The sequence below is a fragment of the Roseobacter sp. EG26 genome (assembly GCF_049830555.1).
Lineage (GTDB): Bacteria > Pseudomonadota > Alphaproteobacteria > Rhodobacterales > Rhodobacteraceae > Roseobacter.
Genome location: NZ_JBNBLH010000010.1, coordinates 35,595 through 52,640, shown reverse-complemented (window position 1 = coordinate 52,640; position 17,046 = coordinate 35,595). Strand labels below are relative to the sequence as shown.

Here is a 17,046-nt window from a genome sequence, read left to right as displayed (position 1 = left end):
CTTTGGTGCCGCCGAATTTTTTTTCAGCGACGTGTTCTGATCCGGCGGCAGGCGTTGCAACTTCCCCCCGAATAATGCATCAGACGGCCATCGACACTGCGGATGTGCACCGGTTGGTGTACGGGCGGTGTACAGGGTGTGCACGCAAGTCACCCGCCGAAAACGGAGGTTTGACCAATGGATAAATTCACGACGCTCACCGGGATCGCGGCACCGATGCCCATGATCAATATCGACACCGATATGATCATCCCCAAACAGTTCCTGAAAACGATCAAACGGTCGGGCCTCGGCGTGAACCTCTTTGACGAGATGCGTTATGATGACGACGGCAAGGAGATCCCTGATTTCGTCCTCAACAAAGACGCCTACCGGGACGCGGAAATCCTCGTGGCTGGCGATAACTTTGGTTGCGGTTCAAGCCGGGAACATGCGCCTTGGGCTATCAAGGACTTTGGCATCCGATGTGTGGTTGCGCCGTCATTCGCGGATATCTTCTTCAACAACTGCTTCAAGAACGGCATTCTGCCGATCGCCCTGCCGCAGGAACAGGTGGACATTCTGATGAAGGATGCCGAGAAGGGATCCAATGCGCGCATGAGTGTTGACCTGGATGCCCAGACGATCACGACATCGGACGGAGAGGTTTTCAGTTTCGATGTGGACCCGTTCAAAAAGCACTGCCTTATGAATGGCTTGGACGACATCGGCCTGACGATGGAGAAAGCAGCGGCCATCGATACCTACGAGAGATCGGCGTCCCAGGCCCGTCCTTGGGTCTGATACTTCGAAACCGCAGGTTGCCGTTTCAGCGACAATGACAAACAAATAACTTCTTTGTAGTGGGCGCCTCAGCAGCGCCCACTATATGTTGTGTGGTGCCAGTTTTTCGCCACAGTATTGATGCAAGATGGCACCACCTGTTCCCTCAAAACGCCCAATGCATTCGCTTTTGTTAACCACGACACTTGCGAGACTATGACGAATGATGTCACGAATGGGGCAGGATTGAGGCACAGCCACGCCCCCGTGGCATCAAGTTGGAACAAGGCAGCGGCACTGTATCGCTCCTGGCCAGTTTGAAGGGAAGAAACGAATGATCGTACGAATGTCAGGCGCGGTTATGCGCGGACTGCTGGTCGCATTGCTGATTGCAATGCCGGCATTGCTATTACCGGATGTTGCCTCCGACCAATCCCAGATTGTGGTGCTCATAGCGCTTCTGGCCGCTTTTCTTACCTTCGTTGAATACAATTCCAATGCGCCCAGCATTGTTGAATTCCGAGACGCCGCGCCATTCAACAGAATGCGTTTCGTGGCTCTGTTCGTCACGGTTTTCCTTCTCACGGCAATCGCGCAAGGCAAGGCGGAACCGACAACGCTCAGTCAGGGCATCATGGCCGTCGGTACAATCATCGGGAACGCCATTGATTTTCCCTATTCGCCAGTACGGCTGATCGTGTTGATGCTCCCCTATGACGCCTCCACGGAGGTTATCGGACGGGTCCGTTCGGCCGCCGGTATATCCTATCTGATTTCCCTCATTGCAATGATAGCATTTGTTGCCTCCGTTCGGATTTGGGGATGGCCGGTGCGAAAGGGCGCCTTCAACGTATGGGTAAATCTTCCACGGTTTGACCCGACAACGGGTGGCGATGTGCTGGAGCGATTGCAACGTGACGCGCGGTTCAACATCGCCTTCGGATTTCTGCTTCCCTTTGTCATTCCCGCAGTGGTCAAGGCCACGTCCGATCTGGTAGACCCGATTTCACTACAGGATCCGCAAACGCTTATCTGGACGATGACCGCATGGGCTTTCCTTCCCGCCAGCATGATCATGCGTGGCATTGCATTGAGCCGGATCGCCAGCATGATCCAAGAAAAGCGCCGACGCGCCTATCAAAGTGCTGCCGAGGATATCGAATTTCAGACGGCCTGATCGCGGCAACACTTGCGCTGCTTGGCACGTCAACCTTTGCTGAAAATCTGCGGGTCGCGACGTACAACACTGAACTTCAGCGAAAAGGCCCCGGCCTGCTGCTGCGGGACATCGTGAGAGGCGAAGACGCGCAGATCAACGCAACACTGGAAGTGATCGCGAAAGCAAACGCCGACATTCTGGTGCTGCAAGGATTTGACTATGATCTGACGGGTGCGGCCTTAGGGGCTTATGCCGAAGCTCTTTCGGCGCGTGGTATCGACTACCCTCATCGGTTCGCAGAGCGCCCCAACACCGGCATGGCCACAGGTCTGGACATGGACGGCAATGGCAGGCTCGGCGAGCCGCGTGATGCGCAGGGTTACGGGCAATTCTCCGGCCAGGGTGGTATGGCGATCCTCTCTCGCCATCCGATCGTGATCGAAGAGGTTCAAGATTTCTCGGCACTTTTGTGGCGCGACATGCCCGGCGCTCTGCTGCCCGAAACCGAAGACGGACCTTTTCCGTCGGACGCGGCACAGGCCATCCAGAGGCTTCCCACAACAGCGCATTGGGTTGTCCCCATTGATTTGCCTGAATCGGAGCGTCTTTCGCTGATGACATTCCACGCCAGCCCGCCAGTATTCGACGGGCCGGAGGATAGAAATGGCAGACGCAATCACGATGAGATCGTTTTTTGGCAGCAATATCTTGATGGTATTTTTGGCCCCGCCCCTGAGGAACAGTTCATTCTATTGGGCGATTTCAACCAGGATCGTCGTGACGGAGAGGGCCGCAAAGAGGCCATTCGCGGAATTTTGGACGACGCCCGGTTGCAGGACCCCCGGCCCCAAAGTGACGGAAGCGCCCTCGTATCGGGCGACCCTTTTGACACGGTAGACTGGGATGATCCCATTCCCGGCAATCTGCGGGTCGACTATGTTTAACCCTCAAAGGATTGGCGCGTGCTTGATACGGGCGTGCTTTGGCCGGATCCGAATTCGCCTTTTGGACAAACGGTCGCCCTTGCCAGCCGCCATCGACTGGTCTGGGTCGATCTGACCCGCTAAATGCGATGGCCTTGGCGTCGCAGCCAGATTTCCAAAACGATAAGATAAGGCAGGTAAAAAGCGACATTCTGAACCAGATCAAAAGGACCATCGAATGCCGCTGTGGAGGCGACGCCTCCCGTCAAAGCGTACCAGACACCGTAGTGAACACGGTAAAGCCAGGATCCCAGGCTAAGCACAAACAATCGAAGGGCCCAATGTCGGTGAGACCCATATCGCCCGGCACGCGCATGGCGCAACGCCTGCACGGCGCATAAGGCAAGCAATAGGCCGTAAACGCCAAAACCCACATCCATCGCCACTCCGCCAATGGTGCCCCTGATCACAATAAAGGCGAGGCCACCGACAGAAGTCAGCAGCGCCGCGAAACACAATACCCGCCCCAACCACCGATGCATCAATGGCCAGCGTTTTCGCGAGACCACTTGCAACGGAATGAACGCGGCCAACAGCGCGCCCAAAACCATATGGCCAAAGATCGCGATATTGCTCATGCGGTGATCTGCGCTAAAAAACCGGTTATCCGCCTGATCGCTTCCGGCCATACCCTCTGCGCCCGCAAGCAAGGCATATTGAATGAAAGGCAGCATCAGGAGGATCAACACCACACCTCCGAAACTCTCTACAGCGATACGTTTTCGGTCACCTGGCATGATTTTCTAGCTCCGAAAGCCCAGATCACAGCCGTCATTGCGACTCCGGCACTTCACCAATTGGCTTGCATTTCGCGCCATTTGGGTAACGAATTGCGCCAATCCCCTTTGTCAGCGTGGCATATTCATGGAGCGCTTACCATATAGCTTGCCGATGCCCTTTTCAGAAATAGCCCAATGAGCCGTAAACCTCTCTTTCCAGCTGCGCAGCAAACCCGGTTGATGTGTCGGTTGCTGGACGTTTCGGAGGAAAACATCCTGCGCCGGGTCGGCCTGCGACGCGACTACCTTGAGGGTGAAGATACGGGCGTCGACGGGCGCATTTTCCTCGCACTTTGGGAAGCCTTAGCAGCAGAAACAAATCGCGATGACATGCCGCTGCACCTAGCGCAGATTGCCGCCAGCAGACCCTGTAATTCACCGATGATCGCATTCACAAGCAGCCCGGTGCTGCGTGAAGGACTGGAACGACTGGCCCTCTTCAAACCGCTCGTGGCACCGATCAAACTTGTGCTGAAGGATGTGGCAGAAGGGTTTTCGATCAGTTTCGAGCCGTCAGATTCAAGCCTGTTCATGCCTGAAAGCTTCCGGCTTTTTGAACTGATCTATTTTATTGAGATTGCCCGTGTCTACACGTCCGAGAATATCATACCCGTTTCGGTCAAGGGCCCTGACGCCGGTCACCTGCATGACCGGCTCGTGGACTATTTCGGAAGAGCCCCCGAAGTATCTCAGAACACCGAGTTGGTGCTGCGTCCGCCAGATGCGGGATTACCCCTGATTTCTGCCAGCGACGCACTTTGGGAAGACTTTGAACCCACCTTGCAAAGGCTGCTGGCCCGCACCATCACGCCCGCCACAACGACCGAACGGGTCGAAGGCGCACTGCGGGATCTGCTGCCGACCGGGCGCGCCTCGGCTGATGATGTTTGTTCACGGCTGAACATGAGCCGGCGCAGCCTTCAACGACGCCTGCATGAAGAGGGCAAAAGCTACCGCCGCGTTCTGGACAAGACACGCGCCGATCTGGCGAGAGCCTATCTCGCGCAAGGCGAGATGAGCGTCGAAGAAATCTCCTATTTACTGGCCTACCGCGATCCGAACTCATTCTACCGCGCCTTTCAGAATTGGACCGGGATGACCCCTAAGCAAGCAAGGGTAAGCCAGGTGAACTAGCAACTGTGGCTGCATTCTCCGATCCGGCTTCTTGACCCTGCCCGGGCTGCGCGGTAGGCCGCTCGCGACACTTAGTTGCAGGAGACATGACCATGGCCAATCCCACCCTTCTTATCCTCGCAGGCGACGGCATCGGCCCGGAAGTCATGGGACAGGTCAAGCGGGTCATTGGCTGGTTTGGTGACAAACGTGGGTTGGCATTTGACGTCAGCGAAGATTTGGTCGGCGGTGCAGCCTATGACGCCCATGGCACGCCCCTGCACGATGACACCATGGCCAAAGCGCTGGCCGCGGATGCCGTTCTGCTCGGTGCTGTGGGTGGGCCGAAATACGACGATCTGGATTTCAGCGTGAAACCCGAGCGCGGTCTGCTGCGTCTGCGCAAGGAGATGGACCTCTTTTCAAACCTGCGTCCGGCTCAGTGTTTTGACGCGCTTGCCGATTTCTCTTCGCTCAAGAAGGACATCGTTGCGGGCCTCGACATCATGATCGTGCGCGAACTGACTTCGGGCGTCTATTTTGGCGAGCCGCGCGGCATCTTCGAAGAAGGCAACGAACGGGTTGGCATCAACACCCAGCGCTATACCGAAGGCGAGATTGACCGCGTCGCACGCTCCGCCTTTGAACTGGCCCGCCGCAGGAACAAAAAGGTTTGTTCGATGGAAAAAGCCAATGTCATGGAAAGTGGTATTCTGTGGCGTGAAGTGGTGCAGAAGGTGCACGACGAAGATTACCCGGATGTCGAACTATCGCACATGTATGCGGACAACGGGGCCATGCAGCTCGTACGCGCGCCCAAGCAATTCGACGTGATCCTCACGGACAATCTTTTTGGTGACATCCTGTCGGACTGCGCTGCCATGCTGACCGGTTCGCTGGGTATGCTGCCATCGGCGAGCCTTGGTGCCCCGACGGACGCCGGGCGCCCGCGCGCGCTATATGAACCGGTACACGGCTCCGCACCCGATATTGCCGGACAGGGCAAGGCCAACCCGATCGCCTGTATTCTGAGTTTTGCCATGGCGTTGCGTTATTCCTTCGATCAGGGCGATGAAGCCGCACGTCTTGAAGCCGCCATCGAACAGGTTCTGGCAGATGGTGCGCGTACCGCCGACCTGATGGGTGAGGAAGGCGGCACACCGATCAGCACAACGGATATGGGCGACGCCATTTTGAATGCGCTTGACGCCAGCTTGTGAGCGTCACCGTCCGGTCGTTTGAGGCGCGGGATGCCGAGGCATTCCTGACCCTTTACCGGGCGTGTCTGGAACACTATGCCATCTCGCCCGCAACCTTGAGCCAGGAAGCGCGTGTCGTGTCGTTACTGATCGCTCAAAGACACATGGACTGCCACCTGGCCTTTGATGGCGAAACCGCCGTGGGGTTTGCCACCTGGGGGTTCAGTTTCCCGGCTGGCGCAGGCATATCACTGGTCATGAAGGAGCTTTTTGTTACCCCCGATGCGCAATCAAAAGGCGTTGGCAAAGCGTTGCTCTCAGCTCTGATTGAGGTGGCGCGCAGTGAAGGCTGCACCCGGTTTGATTGGGCAACAGATGGCACAAACGACCGTGCCCAGAGTTTTTACGCTGCTCTTTCAGCACCAAAGATGACAAAACAGAACTACCGCGTAGCGCAAAGCGAATTCGACGCATTTCAGGCCCGGATCGCACGCAACTAACGGACCGAAAAATTCCAAGCGAGGTTGACATGACCCCCAATACAAAAGGCGCGTTGTTCGCTCTCTTGGCCTTTGGCATTTTCGCAAGCCATGACGTCATTATCAAAGTTCTGGGCAGTTCATATTCGCCCGTTCAAATCGTGTTTTTCAGCGTCCTGTTCAGCTTTCCGCTTGCCATGCTTTACCTGCTGCGCGACGCGACACCAGGGACCTTGATCCCCAAGCACCCTTGGTGGATGGCAGGTCGAACAATCGCCGCCGTTATCACCGGCTTCTGCGCATTTTACGCCTTTTCGGTGCTACCCCTGGCACAGGTTTATGCGATCTTGTTTGCCTCGCCATTGCTCATCACGATCCTCGCCATTCCGATCCTGGGTGAAAAAGTAAAGCTGCGACGCTGGATTGCCGTGGCCGTTGGTCTCACCGGGGTTCTGGTCGTTCTCAGACCCGGTAGTGCCGATCTGGAACTTGGCCATTTGGCGGCTTTGATTTCCGCGATCTGTGGGTCAATCGCATCTATCATCGTGCGCAAAATCGGACGTGAAGAACGCGCGGTTGTGATCATGTTATACCCGATGATGGCAAATTTCGTGGTCATGGCATCGCTTCTGCCACTGGTTTATCAACCACTCCCGCTTGTCGACCTGGGCAAGCTGGGCGTCATCGCGCTCCTGGCCTGGACGGCCGGGCGGTTCCTGATCGCGGCCTACAACACAGGTGAAGCCGTGATTGTGGCGCCGATGCAGTATTCCCAGATCATCTGGGCCAGCTTTTACGGCGTTTTGTTTTTTGGCGAGGTGCCGGATACTGCTACGATCGTTGGCTCCGCGATCATCATCGCCAGCGGCCTGTTCATCGTGTTGCGTGAAAGCAAGGCTCCGGGTTCCGAACAGCCCGTTCTACGAACCCGATCACGTCCAGAAACCGGGACCACGCCGCGGGTTTCACCGTTTTTACGCCGCGACAAGCGCCCTAAATAGGCCGCCTTGCCAAATTCCTGCGAGAGCGCTAAGCCCAATGAACCGGTCGGGCTGTGGCGCAGCCTGGTAGCGCACCTGCTTCGGGAGCAGGGGGTCGGAGGTTCGAATCCTCTCAGCCCGACCAGATTTCCAGATATGAAGCGAAACGTGCTTCTTCCTTTCGCGACAAATCCTTTCTGACTTGTCCCGGGTCGACGAGCCGCCGGGTTCGTAAACTGCTCACGTTCTCTGTTTCCAGTTGCCGGGTTTGTTTCATTTGCAGCGACTGGCCGAGGTGCTTGCACTTGGTCGTTTGACAACCCATGGCTGTCAATGCCGATACTTGTACCGGAAAGAGCGCGCGTGACCGAACTTACTCCGGCGATGGTGCCGGTTGAAACGTTTTACGTGCTTCCGGTGAAACTTGCGTGATCGGTGAGCGCGATGTTTAGCCTTCGGTTTCTCCAAGTGCTTAGGCGTGTAACCCTGAATGTAGCCCTTACTGTCTAACTGTTTCACGACAATGCCACCGTGAGCATATTTTCCAATCGAATAATGATCTCCAGCTTTCGCCTGCAATGCACCTATACTGAACATCGTGACGGTTACGGCAGCGAGGGCGACTTTCTTGGTGAAACTGTTCATGACAAAGTCCTTTCCTAACAACGCTGCAGGTATGTTGGCCCTGCACTTCCGACATAAGCAGAGTATCCGAAACGAAAAGGATGGCAGCTTTCAACAAAGCTCACGCGTCCGCGACAACATCGGAGGGGGAATTCGGCGTTTGAGTTTGTAGGTCCCCAATTTGCCAATGCTCTTATTGCTTCGCAAACGGTGGCGACCCCGGCAGGATTCGAACCTGCAACCTGCCCCTTAGGAGGGGGCTGCTCTATCCAGTTGAGCCACGGGGTCGCATTGGATCGGTTTAGAACAACTTTCTCAGCTTGTCATCGCATTAAAGACCGCACCACGACACATGCTTGATAGGGAGGGCTCACCTGCGTTACGAAGGTGTAACAAAACAGGAAATCCATTGTGACAAGACCCAAGCAGCGACCCTTGACCCTCCGCGATGTATCTGAAGCCTGCGGGGTCTCGGAGATGACCGTCAGCAGGGTTTTGCGCAATCGGGGAGATGTGTCCGCAGCAACGCGAGAACGGGTGCTGGAGGCAGCCAAAACGCTTGGATATGTGCCCAATCAAATCGCAGGATCTTTGGCATCTCAGCGGGTCAATCTGGTTGCTGTGATTATCCCCTCGCTGTCCAACATGGTTTTCCCCGAAGTCCTCACAGGCATCAACCAGGCGTTTGAGGACACACCGCTGCAACCGGTTGTCGGTGTCACGGATTACCTGCCGGAGAAAGAAGAGCGCGTCCTCTATGAAATGCTGTCCTGGCGACCCTCTGGTGTCATCATTGCTGGGCTGGAACACTCCGAACCAACACGGGCCATGTTGGAAAACGCAGGTATCCCAGTCGTTGAGATTATGGATACGGATGGCAACCCTGTCGACGCGATGGTGGGTATTTCGCATCGCCGCGCAGGGAGAGAAATGGCGGCAGCGATCCTGAAGGCCGGATATACGCGTATTGGTTTCATGGGCACGAAGATGCCGCTTGATCATCGGGCGCGCAAACGTTTTGAAGGTCTTACGGAAGGTCTCGCAAAAGCCGGGATCGAGATCGAAGCGCGTGACTTTTATTCCGGAGGGTCAGCGCTTGCCAAGGGTCGTGAGATGACCCAAACCATGCTGGAACGTGCACCCGATCTGGATTTTCTTTATTATTCCAACGATATGATCGGCGCGGGCGGATTGCTCTACCTGCTCGATCAGGGAATAGATGTGCCCGGTCAGATAGGGCTTGCAGGGTTCAATGGTGTCGAACTGCTGCAAGGCCTGCCCCGCCAACTTGCCACCATGGATGCTTGTCGCGCGGAAATCGGTGCCGCAGCTGCAAAGATCATACTGGATCGCAACGCTTTGCCCGAAGATGCAAAACCCGGTGCGCCCGAGCGGATTACTCTGACGCCCAAGATCGCCTACGGGGAAACGCTACGCCGCTACCAACGCGGATGACCCCTTTCACGCTTACCAACGCGCAGGCCCGGCGGGTGTTTCTGGATCGGCATGCCTTGAGTGAGCCACCGCAAGGCGCTGCGAAGGGTGCGGACTTGCTGGAATTGATCACGCGACTTGGCTTTGTTCAGCTTGACAGCATCAACACCGTCGCCCGCGCGCATGATCTGATCCTTTTCTCACGCCGTCCCCGGTATCGGCCCAAAGCTCTGAAAAACCTCTACGAACGGGATCGGGCGTTGTTTGAACACTGGACCCATGATGCCGCCGTCATTCCGATGGGGTTTTATCAATGGTGGCAATTGCGTCGGCAGAGGGATGCAGAAAAGCTGCGCAAACATTGGAGTGATGGTCGCAGAGAGGGTTTTGAGGCGCAGTTTCAGACTGTTCTGAACCAAATCCGTTACGAGGGGCCGCTGTGTTCATCCGATGTGGGCCAGGGGGAGAAGCGGGGATCAGGCGGGTGGTGGGACTGGCACCCATCGAAAACCGCGTTGGAGTACCTATGGCGCAGCGGCGCGCTTTGTGTGGTCGGGCGGGACGGATTTCGCAAACGCTATGATCTGACGGAACGGGTGATCGACAACGCTCTTTGTCAGCCGTTGCAAAGTGACGACCAGATTGCAGCAACCATTGACTGGTGTTGTTCCGAGGCCCTCGCGCGGCTCGGATTTGCGACCCCGACTGAAATTGCGAATTTCTGGGATCATATCTCGATTGCGGAGGCGAAATCCTGGTGCGCGGCTGAAAAGGCGCAAGGTCGGTTGCAAGCGATCTGCCTGACTTGCGCAGACGGGGCGCAACGGATGAGTTTTGCCCGACCTGACATCGCCCAAGATCCCGCACTGGACATCCCGCCCACGACCAGATTGCGGATATTGAGCCCGTTCGATCCTGCGCTGCGCGACAGGGATCGCGCAGAGCGCTTGTTCGGGTTCACCTACCGGATCGAAGTTTTTGTGCCGGAAGCCAAACGCCGCTACGGCTACTATGTGTTTCCGATCATGGAAGGCGACCGACTTGTCGGGCGCGTGGATATGAAAGCCTTTCGCGATCAGGATACGTTGCGCGTGCGCGCACTTTGGCCGGAACGCAAGACACGTTGGGGAAAAGGGCGGCAAGCAGCCTTTGAGACCGAACTGTCACGTGTCATCCGACTGGCCGGCGTCAGTCAGATTGCCTTTGAGGACGGTTGGCTGCGGGATCCTCAATAGGTGGTCGCAGCACGGGCAGCCTGATCGTATTGGCCCGACATCAGCCGCAGCAAAGACGCCGCCCGGCTCACCTGTTCAGGTTCGAGACCAAGCTCCCCCACCGCGCGCAACAACAGACCTTCGCGAATCTCGCGATAGCGTTCGCAGGTCTCAGCACCCTTGTCGGTGGCAACAACCGTCTTTTCCTTGCCCTGGCGTCCGTCTTTTACCAGACCGGCCTTGATCAGTTTCTTGATCGCGTAGTTGACGGTGTGCGTGTCTTCAACGTTGAGCACCAGACAGATATCCGCCAGTTTCTTGGGCCGTTCCCGATGATAGACGGAATGCAACACAAGCACGTCAAGCGCGCCTAGCTCAGGATACCCGGCCATGGCAATGGCGCGCACCATCCAGCGCTGGAAAGCGTTGTTCGCCAGGGTCAGACCAAATTCCAACTCTGAAATCTCCGCAAACGAGCCGCTTGCGAGGTGAGCAGAGGAAACAACAGGGCCAAGAAATCCATCAGACATGAGATCAGAGTGCCTGATAATGATAATTTGTCAACATTTTGTTGACGTGTTGTAAAAGATCGGCAGTATTGACCTTGGGGAATCATTCTGACGAATATTCGCGACGGGCTGTTGCGCCCGAGACCGCTTCTCAAAGCAGCGCAGATTAAAAACGGGCACAAGACCCGAAGACGACACCAAGAACCAACCAACGGAGAGATTAATGAAACGCACACAGAAACTCATGGCTGGCGTTGCCACGCTGGCACTGACGGCAGGATCAGGCTTCGCCGCCGAAAAATGGGATATGCCGATGGCCTATTCCGCCTCCAACTTCCATTCTGAGAACGGCGTGGCCTTTGCCGAATGTGTGGGTGCAGGCACCAATGGTGAGATCACCATCGAAGTGCACGCGGGCGGCTCGCTTTTCGCGGGCGCGGACATCAAACGCGCGATCCAGACAGGTCAGGTTCAGATTGGCGAGCGTCTGCTGTCCGGTCACCAGAACGAAAGCGCCGTCTTCGGGTTTGACAGCATCCCGTTCCTGGCACCTTCTTTTGACGACAGCGAGAAACTTTACAAGGCCGCCAAGCCGAAGATCGAAGCCCTCCTGGACGAGCAGAACCTTGAGCTGCTCTACGCTGTTCCGTGGCCACCTCAGGGCCTCTACTTCAAAAAAGAAGTGAACAGCGTGGCCGATATGGCAGGCGTCAAGTTCCGGTCGTACAATAACACAACCAGCCGGTTGGCCGAACTCACCGGTATGTTGCCTGTGACGGTTGAAGCGGCCGAAATCAGTCAGGCCTTTGCCACTGGTGTGGCAGAATCCATGGTGTCTTCGGGGGCGACGGGCTACGACCGCAAGGTCTGGGAAAGCCTCACGCATTTCTACGAGGTCGATGCCTGGTTGCCGCGCAACTACGTGATGGTGAACCAGGACGTATGGGCAGATGTGTCGGACGCCAATAAATCCGCCATTCGCGCCTGTGCGGACGAAGCCGCTGCTCGGGGGCTGGAAGCCTCCAAAGCCTATACACAATTCACAATGGACGGCTTGGCCGCAGGCGGTATGACCGTGCAGCCAGCCGGTGACGCCCTGATGGGCGAACTGCGTGAAATCGGTGCGACAATGACCGCCGAATGGTTAGAGGCTGCCGGTGACGAAGGTGCAGCTCTCGTTGACGCATTCAAGGCGGCGCAGTAAATGCGCTAGGGCGGCCCTGATCTCGGGGCCGCTCTTTTTCTTTCTCTCAATTGGGTGGGGATGGTGACGTGACTGCGATCCGCAAGACGCTTGATTTTCTGTATCTGCTGGCCGGTATTGCTGCGGCTCTATGCCTGATCGCCATATTGGCATTGATCGTGGCACAGATGGTGGCCCGTTGGACCGGTGAGATTTTCCCCGGCGCCCCGAATTACGCGGGCTACGCCATGGCGGCCGCCAGTTTCCTTGCTTTCGCCAACGCCTTGAACAAGGGCGCGCACATCCGCGTTTCTATTCTGCTGAATTCCGTGCCCAAGGGCGCTAAACGCCTGCTGGAAATCTGGTGTTTTGCACTGGGTGCGGCAGTCGCATGGTATTTCACCTATTACGCCTATTGGTTCGTCTACTGGTCGTGGAAATTCAAAGAGGTCAGCCAAGGCCAGGACGCCATACATCTGTGGATTCCGCAATCGGTCATGGTCATCGGGGGCGGACTGATGGCCATCGCGCTGACCGACAATCTGCTGCACGTCATTTTCAAGGGGGATCACAGGATCACCCGCGATACCGTCGACGATAGCTACGAGGTATGAGCAGATGACCGAACTCTACGCAATCATCCTTTTCCTCGTCGTTCTCTTCCTGCTCCTGGGCACCGGTGTCTGGGTCGGCCTTGCTTTGATGGGGGTCGCCTGGGTCGGCATGGAACTCTTCACAACGCGCCCGGTGGGCGACACGATGATCACCACCATCTGGGCCTCGTCGAGCAGTTGGACACTGACCGCCCTGCCACTCTTTATCTGGATGGGGGAAATTCTCTATCGCACGCGATTGTCTGAAGACATGTTCAAGGGTCTGTCGCCATGGCTGGCGCGGTTGCCGGGCGGGCTGGTGCACACCAATATCGTCGCCTGCACAGTCTTTGCTGCGGTTTCGGGCTCATCCGCCGCCACGCTGACCACGGTCGGGAAGATGTCCATTCCGGAACTGCGCGCGCGTAATTATCCTGAAAACATGGTAATTGGCACGCTTGCCGGGGCGGCCACGCTGGGCCTGATGATCCCGCCATCGCTGGCGCTGATCGTCTACGGGGTGACAGTCAACGAATCCATTACCAAGCTCTTCTTTGCAGGCGTCTTTCCCGGGTTGATCCTCGCAGGAATGTTCATGGCCTACGTGGCAATCGTGTCGTTCTCTTCCAAGGAATGGAATCCGAACGTCGAGACCGGCATGAGCTTTGCCGAAAAACTCCGCAATTCACGATTTCTGGCCCCGGTCTTCGCGCTGATCACGGTTGTGATCGGGTCGATGTATCTGGGATACGCAACCGCCACCGAGGCGGCGGCCATCGGGGTCATCGGTGCGCTGACACTTGCGCTCTTTCAGGGGTCCCTCACGCCGACATCTTTCCGCGACAGCCTGATGGGGGCCATGCGCACCTCCGCCATGATCGCGCTGATCTTGGCGGGTGCTGCCTTTCTGAAACTCTCCATGGGTTTCACCGGCCTGCCGCGTGCGCTGGCGGATGGGATCGCGGCGATGGAGTTGGGACGTTTCCAACTGCTGATGGCCCTGCTGGTTTTCTACATCGTCCTGGGCATGTTCCTCGATGGGATTTCGTCTGTGGTCCTGACAATGGCAATTGTCGAACCGATGGTGCGTGAAGCTGGCATTGACCTCATCTGGTTTGGTATCTTTGTGGTCGTCGTGGTCGAAATGGCCCAGATTACCCCGCCCATCGGGTTCAACCTCTTTGTGCTGCAGGGCATGACCGATCACGAAATGGGTTACATCACCAAAGCTGCCTTGCCGATGTTTCTCATCATGGTTCTGATGGTATTTGTCCTGATCTGGTTCCCCGAGATCGCGACATGGCTGCCGAATAACCTGCGACAAACCCCGAGCTAGACGGAGTGGTACGACTGCTATGGTTCATATCCGACAACGCGCGCGCCTGTCTGATCGCGGGTCTTGTGGCAGGTCTCGCGCTACCGCGCCTCTCCGCGACCATGGAACCGTGGCTGCCACAGATGGTTGCGGGGCTTCTGACAATCACGGCGCTGCGCATCGGACATCGCGCCGCAATAGGGGCTTTGGCAGACCTGCGCTGGGGGCTGGGATCGGTGGTGGCCTTACAAATGGCGCTGCCCTTGGCCTTGCTGGGCCTGAGCTGGCTGTTCGGCATCGCAGGGTCCCCTGCGGCCATGGCCATGGTGCTTGCCACGGCAGCACCTGCCATTTCCGGCGCGCCCAATCTGGCGCTTCTGCTGGGGCAGGACGCCGGGCGCATGATGCAAATACTCGTGCTTGGGACAGCTGCCTTCCCGCTCACGGTTCTGCCGGTCATGGCGCTGATGCCGGAACTTGGCGATCCGACGCTCGTTGTGGCATCTGCTCTCAAACTGCTTGGGGTGATCACTGTCTCGACCACGGTGGGGTTCGGGCTGCGGGAAATACTCTTCCGGCACCCGACCGAAGGACAAATCAAAACGCTCGATGGGCTGTCTGTTCTGGCATTTTCCGCCATCGTGATCGGGTTGATGGCCGCGCTGAACCCGGCATTGCGCAACGATCCCGGCGCCGTCGCTCTCTGGGCGCTACTGGCTTTTGCGATCAGCTATTTGGCCCAATGGATCACCTTCAAAGGTTTGCGCGCCTCAAGACTGGCGCATGTGACAGGACCACTGGCCATTGGTGCAGGCAACCGGAACATCGCGCTTTTCCTTGTCGCCCTGCCGCAGGAGGTTCTGGCCCCACTGATGGTCTTTGTCGGATGCTGGCAATTGCCGATGTATCTCACGCCTATCCTACTGCGATGGCTCTACAGACCGGCGCCTTGAGATGACCGATTTGCCACGCATCGACACTGTGGGCCTGTCCGGCATCATCGTGAGCTTCGCCGAGGCGATGAGTGAGCCTGCCAATCGTGCCGCACTGGCTTTCCGTGCTGCGGTCGAGGCGGAAGCCTGGCCAGAGGTGTCCGAGACGATGATGTCGCTGGTCTCGGTCTTTCTGGCCGTGGATCTTGTGGGCACGCCAGCTGCCGCGATCGAAGAACGTTTGCGCGCGCTTTTGATCACGCAGGACTGGTACGCGGCCCCATTGCCCAAGGGGCGCACGCTCTGGCATGTGCCGACGGTCTATGGCACCGACCTTGCCCCGCAACTTGAAGAAGCGGCCGACGTGGCCGGGCTCGACCCGGATGAGGCCATTCGCCAACTATCTGCGGCGCGTGTCCGCGTTCTGACCCTCGGATTTGCGCCGGGCCAACCCTATCTGGGTGAACTGGCCGAAGTCTGGAACATCCCGCGCCAGCAGGACCTGACCAAAAGTGTGCCTTCCGGCGCGTTGGTTGCGGCAATCCGGCAATTGATCATCTTCACTGCACCCACACCAACAGGCTGGCGTCATGTGGGTCAAACCGCCTTTCGCAATTTTCAGTTGAACGCGGCACAACCTTTCGCTCTGTCTCCAGGCGATGAATTGACATTCCCATCCATAAAACGCGCCGAATACGACAGGATTTTATCCAGCGAAACACCCCACGGCGGGGCGGAACGGGAAGCCATCGCATGAGTGCCGTTCTGAAAATACTGTCCGCCGGTCCCGCGCTCAGCCTTCAGGACATGGGGCGGGAAGGCTATCTGGTGTCCGGATTGACCCGCGGCGGTGCGGCGGACCGGCTGGCCCTGCATGAGGGCGCGGCTCTTTTAAGCCAAACGGCAGAATGCGCGGCCCTTGAGATGGTGGGCATGGGCGGCACTTTTGAGGCGACAATCGACACTGTGATTGCGCTGACCGGTGCGCGTATGGCGGCAACACTAGACGGGGCTCCGCTGATCTGGAACGCCAGCCATGTGTTGCCTGCGGGTGCAAAGCTGGTGATCGGGGGGACCCAGGCCGGAACCTATGGCTATCTGCACGTGGCAGGTGGTTTTGCAACCGAGCCGCAGATGGGCGCACGGGCCAGCCATCTGAACGCAGGCATCGGCCGTTTGCTGCAATCGGGTTACAGCCTGCCGCTGGACAGCAATGTCCCCGGTCGGCCTGGGTATTTCCTGACGCCTGAAAATCGCCTTCAGGGTGGCGCGCTGCGCGTTGTGACATCGTTCCAAACCCGCCATTTTTCCGCCGACACCCGCAAACGTTTTTCCGAAACCGAATTCCGCCGTGACCCGCGCGGCAACCGGCAGGGCGTGCGCATGGAAGCCACAGGGGAAGGCTTTTATGCGGAGGGCGGGCTCAGCATCGTTTCCGAAGTGATCACGACGGGGGATATCCAGGTCGCGGGTGACGGCGCACCCTATGTGCTGATGTGCGAAAGCCAGACCACCGGGGGCTATCCTCGTATCGGGACCGTCATCCCCTCGGATTTGCCCAAAGTCGCGCAAGCCGCAGCAGGTGCGCCCTTGCAGTTCACCTTCATCTCGCATGAAGAGGCCGTCGATATCGAAACCCGCGCGCGCGCCGAGATCAAGGCGCTTGGATCTCGCATCCAGCCTCTCATCCGCGACCCACACGATATTGCGGATCTTTTGAGCTATCAGCTTGTGGGCGGCGCGATTTCCGCCAATGCAGACCCGTTTGAGACCTGAAGGAGACCAACA

General features: G+C 57.5%; 17 protein-coding genes and 2 tRNA genes. 16 read left to right on the top strand and 3 right to left on the bottom strand.

Annotated features, from left to right (window positions below; genetic code table 11):
• Positions 1–177 precede the first annotated feature (177 nt).
• The 3 genes from leuD to ACOTTU_RS19525 all read left to right on the top strand — a co-directional run bounded on the left by leuD (position 178) and on the right by ACOTTU_RS19525 (position 2,865).
• Positions 178–783, top strand: a complete 606-nt coding sequence (leuD, locus tag ACOTTU_RS19535; protein ID WP_425660357.1) for a 3-isopropylmalate dehydratase small subunit — start codon at positions 178–180, stop codon at positions 781–783.
• Positions 784–1,096: 313 nt separating this feature from the next.
• Positions 1,097–1,939, top strand: a complete 843-nt coding sequence (locus ACOTTU_RS19530; RefSeq protein WP_298921726.1) for a hypothetical protein — start codon at positions 1,097–1,099, stop codon at positions 1,937–1,939.
• Entirely contained in the window at positions 1,852–2,865 is a 1,014-nt protein-coding gene (locus ACOTTU_RS19525; RefSeq protein WP_425660491.1) for an endonuclease/exonuclease/phosphatase family protein, read from the top strand. Before ACOTTU_RS19530 ends, ACOTTU_RS19525 begins: the two co-directional genes overlap by 88 nt.
• Positions 2,866–2,984: 119 nt before the next feature.
• On the opposite strand, the gene ACOTTU_RS19520 is transcribed toward ACOTTU_RS19525, so the two are convergent.
• Complete coding sequence (locus ACOTTU_RS19520; RefSeq protein ID WP_425660355.1) at positions 2,985–3,641, bottom strand: DUF2306 domain-containing protein; 657 nt, start codon at positions 3,639–3,641, stop codon at positions 2,985–2,987.
• A 177-nt stretch (positions 3,642–3,818) separates the two neighbouring features.
• On the opposite strand from ACOTTU_RS19520, the gene ACOTTU_RS19515 reads away from it, so the two are divergent.
• From ACOTTU_RS19515 to ACOTTU_RS19495, 5 genes are all read left to right on the top strand, one after another.
• The gene (locus ACOTTU_RS19515; protein ID WP_425660353.1) at positions 3,819–4,817 is read left to right on the top strand and encodes a helix-turn-helix domain-containing protein; all 999 of its coding nucleotides are present in this window, start codon (positions 3,819–3,821) and stop codon (positions 4,815–4,817) included.
• Between the two features lie 92 nt (positions 4,818–4,909).
• On the top strand, positions 4,910–6,016 hold the full coding sequence (gene leuB, locus ACOTTU_RS19510) for a 3-isopropylmalate dehydrogenase (protein WP_425660351.1): 1,107 nt from the start codon (positions 4,910–4,912) through the stop codon (positions 6,014–6,016).
• Positions 6,013–6,495 carry a GNAT family N-acetyltransferase gene (locus tag ACOTTU_RS19505; protein ID WP_425660349.1) on the top strand — a complete coding sequence of 161 codons (483 nt, stop codon included), beginning with the start codon at positions 6,013–6,015 and terminating at the stop codon, positions 6,493–6,495. Before leuB ends, ACOTTU_RS19505 begins: the two co-directional genes overlap by 4 nt.
• Positions 6,496–6,524: 29 nt before the next feature.
• A complete protein-coding gene (locus tag ACOTTU_RS19500) occupies positions 6,525–7,475 on the top strand; it encodes a DMT family transporter (RefSeq protein ID WP_425660347.1) in 951 nt (316 codons plus the stop codon).
• Between the two features lie 47 nt (positions 7,476–7,522).
• Positions 7,523–7,599, top strand: a tRNA-Pro gene (locus ACOTTU_RS19495).
• Between the two features lie 690 nt (positions 7,600–8,289).
• Here ACOTTU_RS19495 and ACOTTU_RS19490 read toward each other — a convergent pair.
• Positions 8,290–8,366, bottom strand: a tRNA-Arg gene (locus ACOTTU_RS19490).
• Positions 8,367–8,555: 189 nt separating this feature from the next.
• On the opposite strand from ACOTTU_RS19490, the gene ACOTTU_RS19485 reads away from it, so the two are divergent.
• Both ACOTTU_RS19485 and ACOTTU_RS19480 read left to right on the top strand, forming a co-directional pair.
• Positions 8,556–9,533 carry a LacI family DNA-binding transcriptional regulator gene (locus tag ACOTTU_RS19485; protein ID WP_425660489.1) on the top strand — a complete coding sequence of 326 codons (978 nt, stop codon included), beginning with the start codon at positions 8,556–8,558 and terminating at the stop codon, positions 9,531–9,533.
• On the top strand, positions 9,530–10,747 hold the full coding sequence (locus tag ACOTTU_RS19480) for a winged helix-turn-helix domain-containing protein (protein ID WP_425660345.1): 1,218 nt from the start codon (positions 9,530–9,532) through the stop codon (positions 10,745–10,747). Before ACOTTU_RS19485 ends, ACOTTU_RS19480 begins: the two co-directional genes overlap by 4 nt.
• Here ACOTTU_RS19480 and ACOTTU_RS19475 read toward each other — a convergent pair.
• Complete coding sequence (locus tag ACOTTU_RS19475; protein ID WP_298921746.1) at positions 10,741–11,256, bottom strand: winged helix DNA-binding protein; 516 nt, start codon at positions 11,254–11,256, stop codon at positions 10,741–10,743. The genes ACOTTU_RS19480 and ACOTTU_RS19475 overlap by 7 nt on opposite strands.
• A 202-nt stretch (positions 11,257–11,458) precedes the next feature.
• On the opposite strand from ACOTTU_RS19475, the gene ACOTTU_RS19470 reads away from it, so the two are divergent.
• From ACOTTU_RS19470 to ACOTTU_RS19445, 6 genes are all read left to right on the top strand, one after another.
• The gene (locus ACOTTU_RS19470; protein WP_425660342.1) at positions 11,459–12,439 is read left to right on the top strand and encodes a TRAP transporter substrate-binding protein; all 981 of its coding nucleotides are present in this window, start codon (positions 11,459–11,461) and stop codon (positions 12,437–12,439) included.
• Between the two features lie 68 nt (positions 12,440–12,507).
• On the top strand, positions 12,508–13,032 hold the full coding sequence (locus tag ACOTTU_RS19465) for a TRAP transporter small permease (RefSeq protein WP_298921748.1): 525 nt from the start codon (positions 12,508–12,510) through the stop codon (positions 13,030–13,032).
• Positions 13,033–13,036: 4 nt separating this feature from the next.
• On the top strand, positions 13,037–14,347 hold the full coding sequence (locus ACOTTU_RS19460) for a TRAP transporter large permease (protein ID WP_425660340.1): 1,311 nt from the start codon (positions 13,037–13,039) through the stop codon (positions 14,345–14,347).
• A 5-nt stretch (positions 14,348–14,352) separates the two neighbouring features.
• Entirely contained in the window at positions 14,353–15,279 is a 927-nt protein-coding gene (locus ACOTTU_RS19455; protein ID WP_425660338.1) for a hypothetical protein, read from the top strand.
• A gap of 1 nt (position 15,280) precedes the next feature.
• Entirely contained in the window at positions 15,281–16,015 is a 735-nt protein-coding gene (locus ACOTTU_RS19450) for a 5-oxoprolinase subunit B family protein (protein WP_425660336.1), read from the top strand.
• The gene (locus ACOTTU_RS19445; RefSeq protein WP_425660334.1) at positions 16,012–17,034 is read left to right on the top strand and encodes a biotin-dependent carboxyltransferase family protein; all 1,023 of its coding nucleotides are present in this window, start codon (positions 16,012–16,014) and stop codon (positions 17,032–17,034) included. The genes ACOTTU_RS19450 and ACOTTU_RS19445 overlap by 4 nt, the downstream gene beginning before the upstream one ends.
• The last annotated feature ends 12 nt before the right edge of the window (positions 17,035–17,046 follow it).

Excerpts from the sequence above, each read along its gene's own strand:
- ACOTTU_RS19485 (WP_425660489.1), top strand. The coding sequence starts at position 8,556 with ATGACCGTCAGCAGGGTTTTGCGCAATCGGGGAGATGTGTCCGCAGCA.
- ACOTTU_RS19445 (WP_425660334.1), top strand. The coding sequence starts at position 16,012 with ATGAGTGCCGTTCTGAAAATACTGTCCGCCGGTCCCGCGCTCAGCCTT.
- ACOTTU_RS19515 (WP_425660353.1), top strand. The coding sequence starts at position 3,819 with ATGAGCCGTAAACCTCTCTTTCCAGCTGCGCAGCAAACCCGGTTGATG.
- ACOTTU_RS19475 (WP_298921746.1), bottom strand. The coding sequence starts at position 11,256 with ATGTCTGATGGATTTCTTGGCCCTGTTGTTTCCTCTGCTCACCTCGCA.
- leuD (WP_425660357.1), top strand. The coding sequence starts at position 178 with ATGGATAAATTCACGACGCTCACCGGGATCGCGGCACCGATGCCCATG.
- ACOTTU_RS19470 (WP_425660342.1), top strand. The coding sequence starts at position 11,459 with ATGAAACGCACACAGAAACTCATGGCTGGCGTTGCCACGCTGGCACTG.
- ACOTTU_RS19520 (WP_425660355.1), bottom strand. The coding sequence starts at position 3,641 with ATGCCAGGTGACCGAAAACGTATCGCTGTAGAGAGTTTCGGAGGTGTG.
- ACOTTU_RS19480 (WP_425660345.1), top strand. The coding sequence starts at position 9,530 with ATGACCCCTTTCACGCTTACCAACGCGCAGGCCCGGCGGGTGTTTCTG.
- ACOTTU_RS19530 (WP_298921726.1), top strand. The coding sequence starts at position 1,097 with ATGATCGTACGAATGTCAGGCGCGGTTATGCGCGGACTGCTGGTCGCA.
- ACOTTU_RS19460 (WP_425660340.1), top strand. The coding sequence starts at position 13,037 with ATGACCGAACTCTACGCAATCATCCTTTTCCTCGTCGTTCTCTTCCTG.
- ACOTTU_RS19450 (WP_425660336.1), top strand. The coding sequence starts at position 15,281 with ATGACCGATTTGCCACGCATCGACACTGTGGGCCTGTCCGGCATCATC.
- ACOTTU_RS19500 (WP_425660347.1), top strand. The coding sequence starts at position 6,525 with ATGACCCCCAATACAAAAGGCGCGTTGTTCGCTCTCTTGGCCTTTGGC.
- leuB (WP_425660351.1), top strand. The coding sequence starts at position 4,910 with ATGGCCAATCCCACCCTTCTTATCCTCGCAGGCGACGGCATCGGCCCG.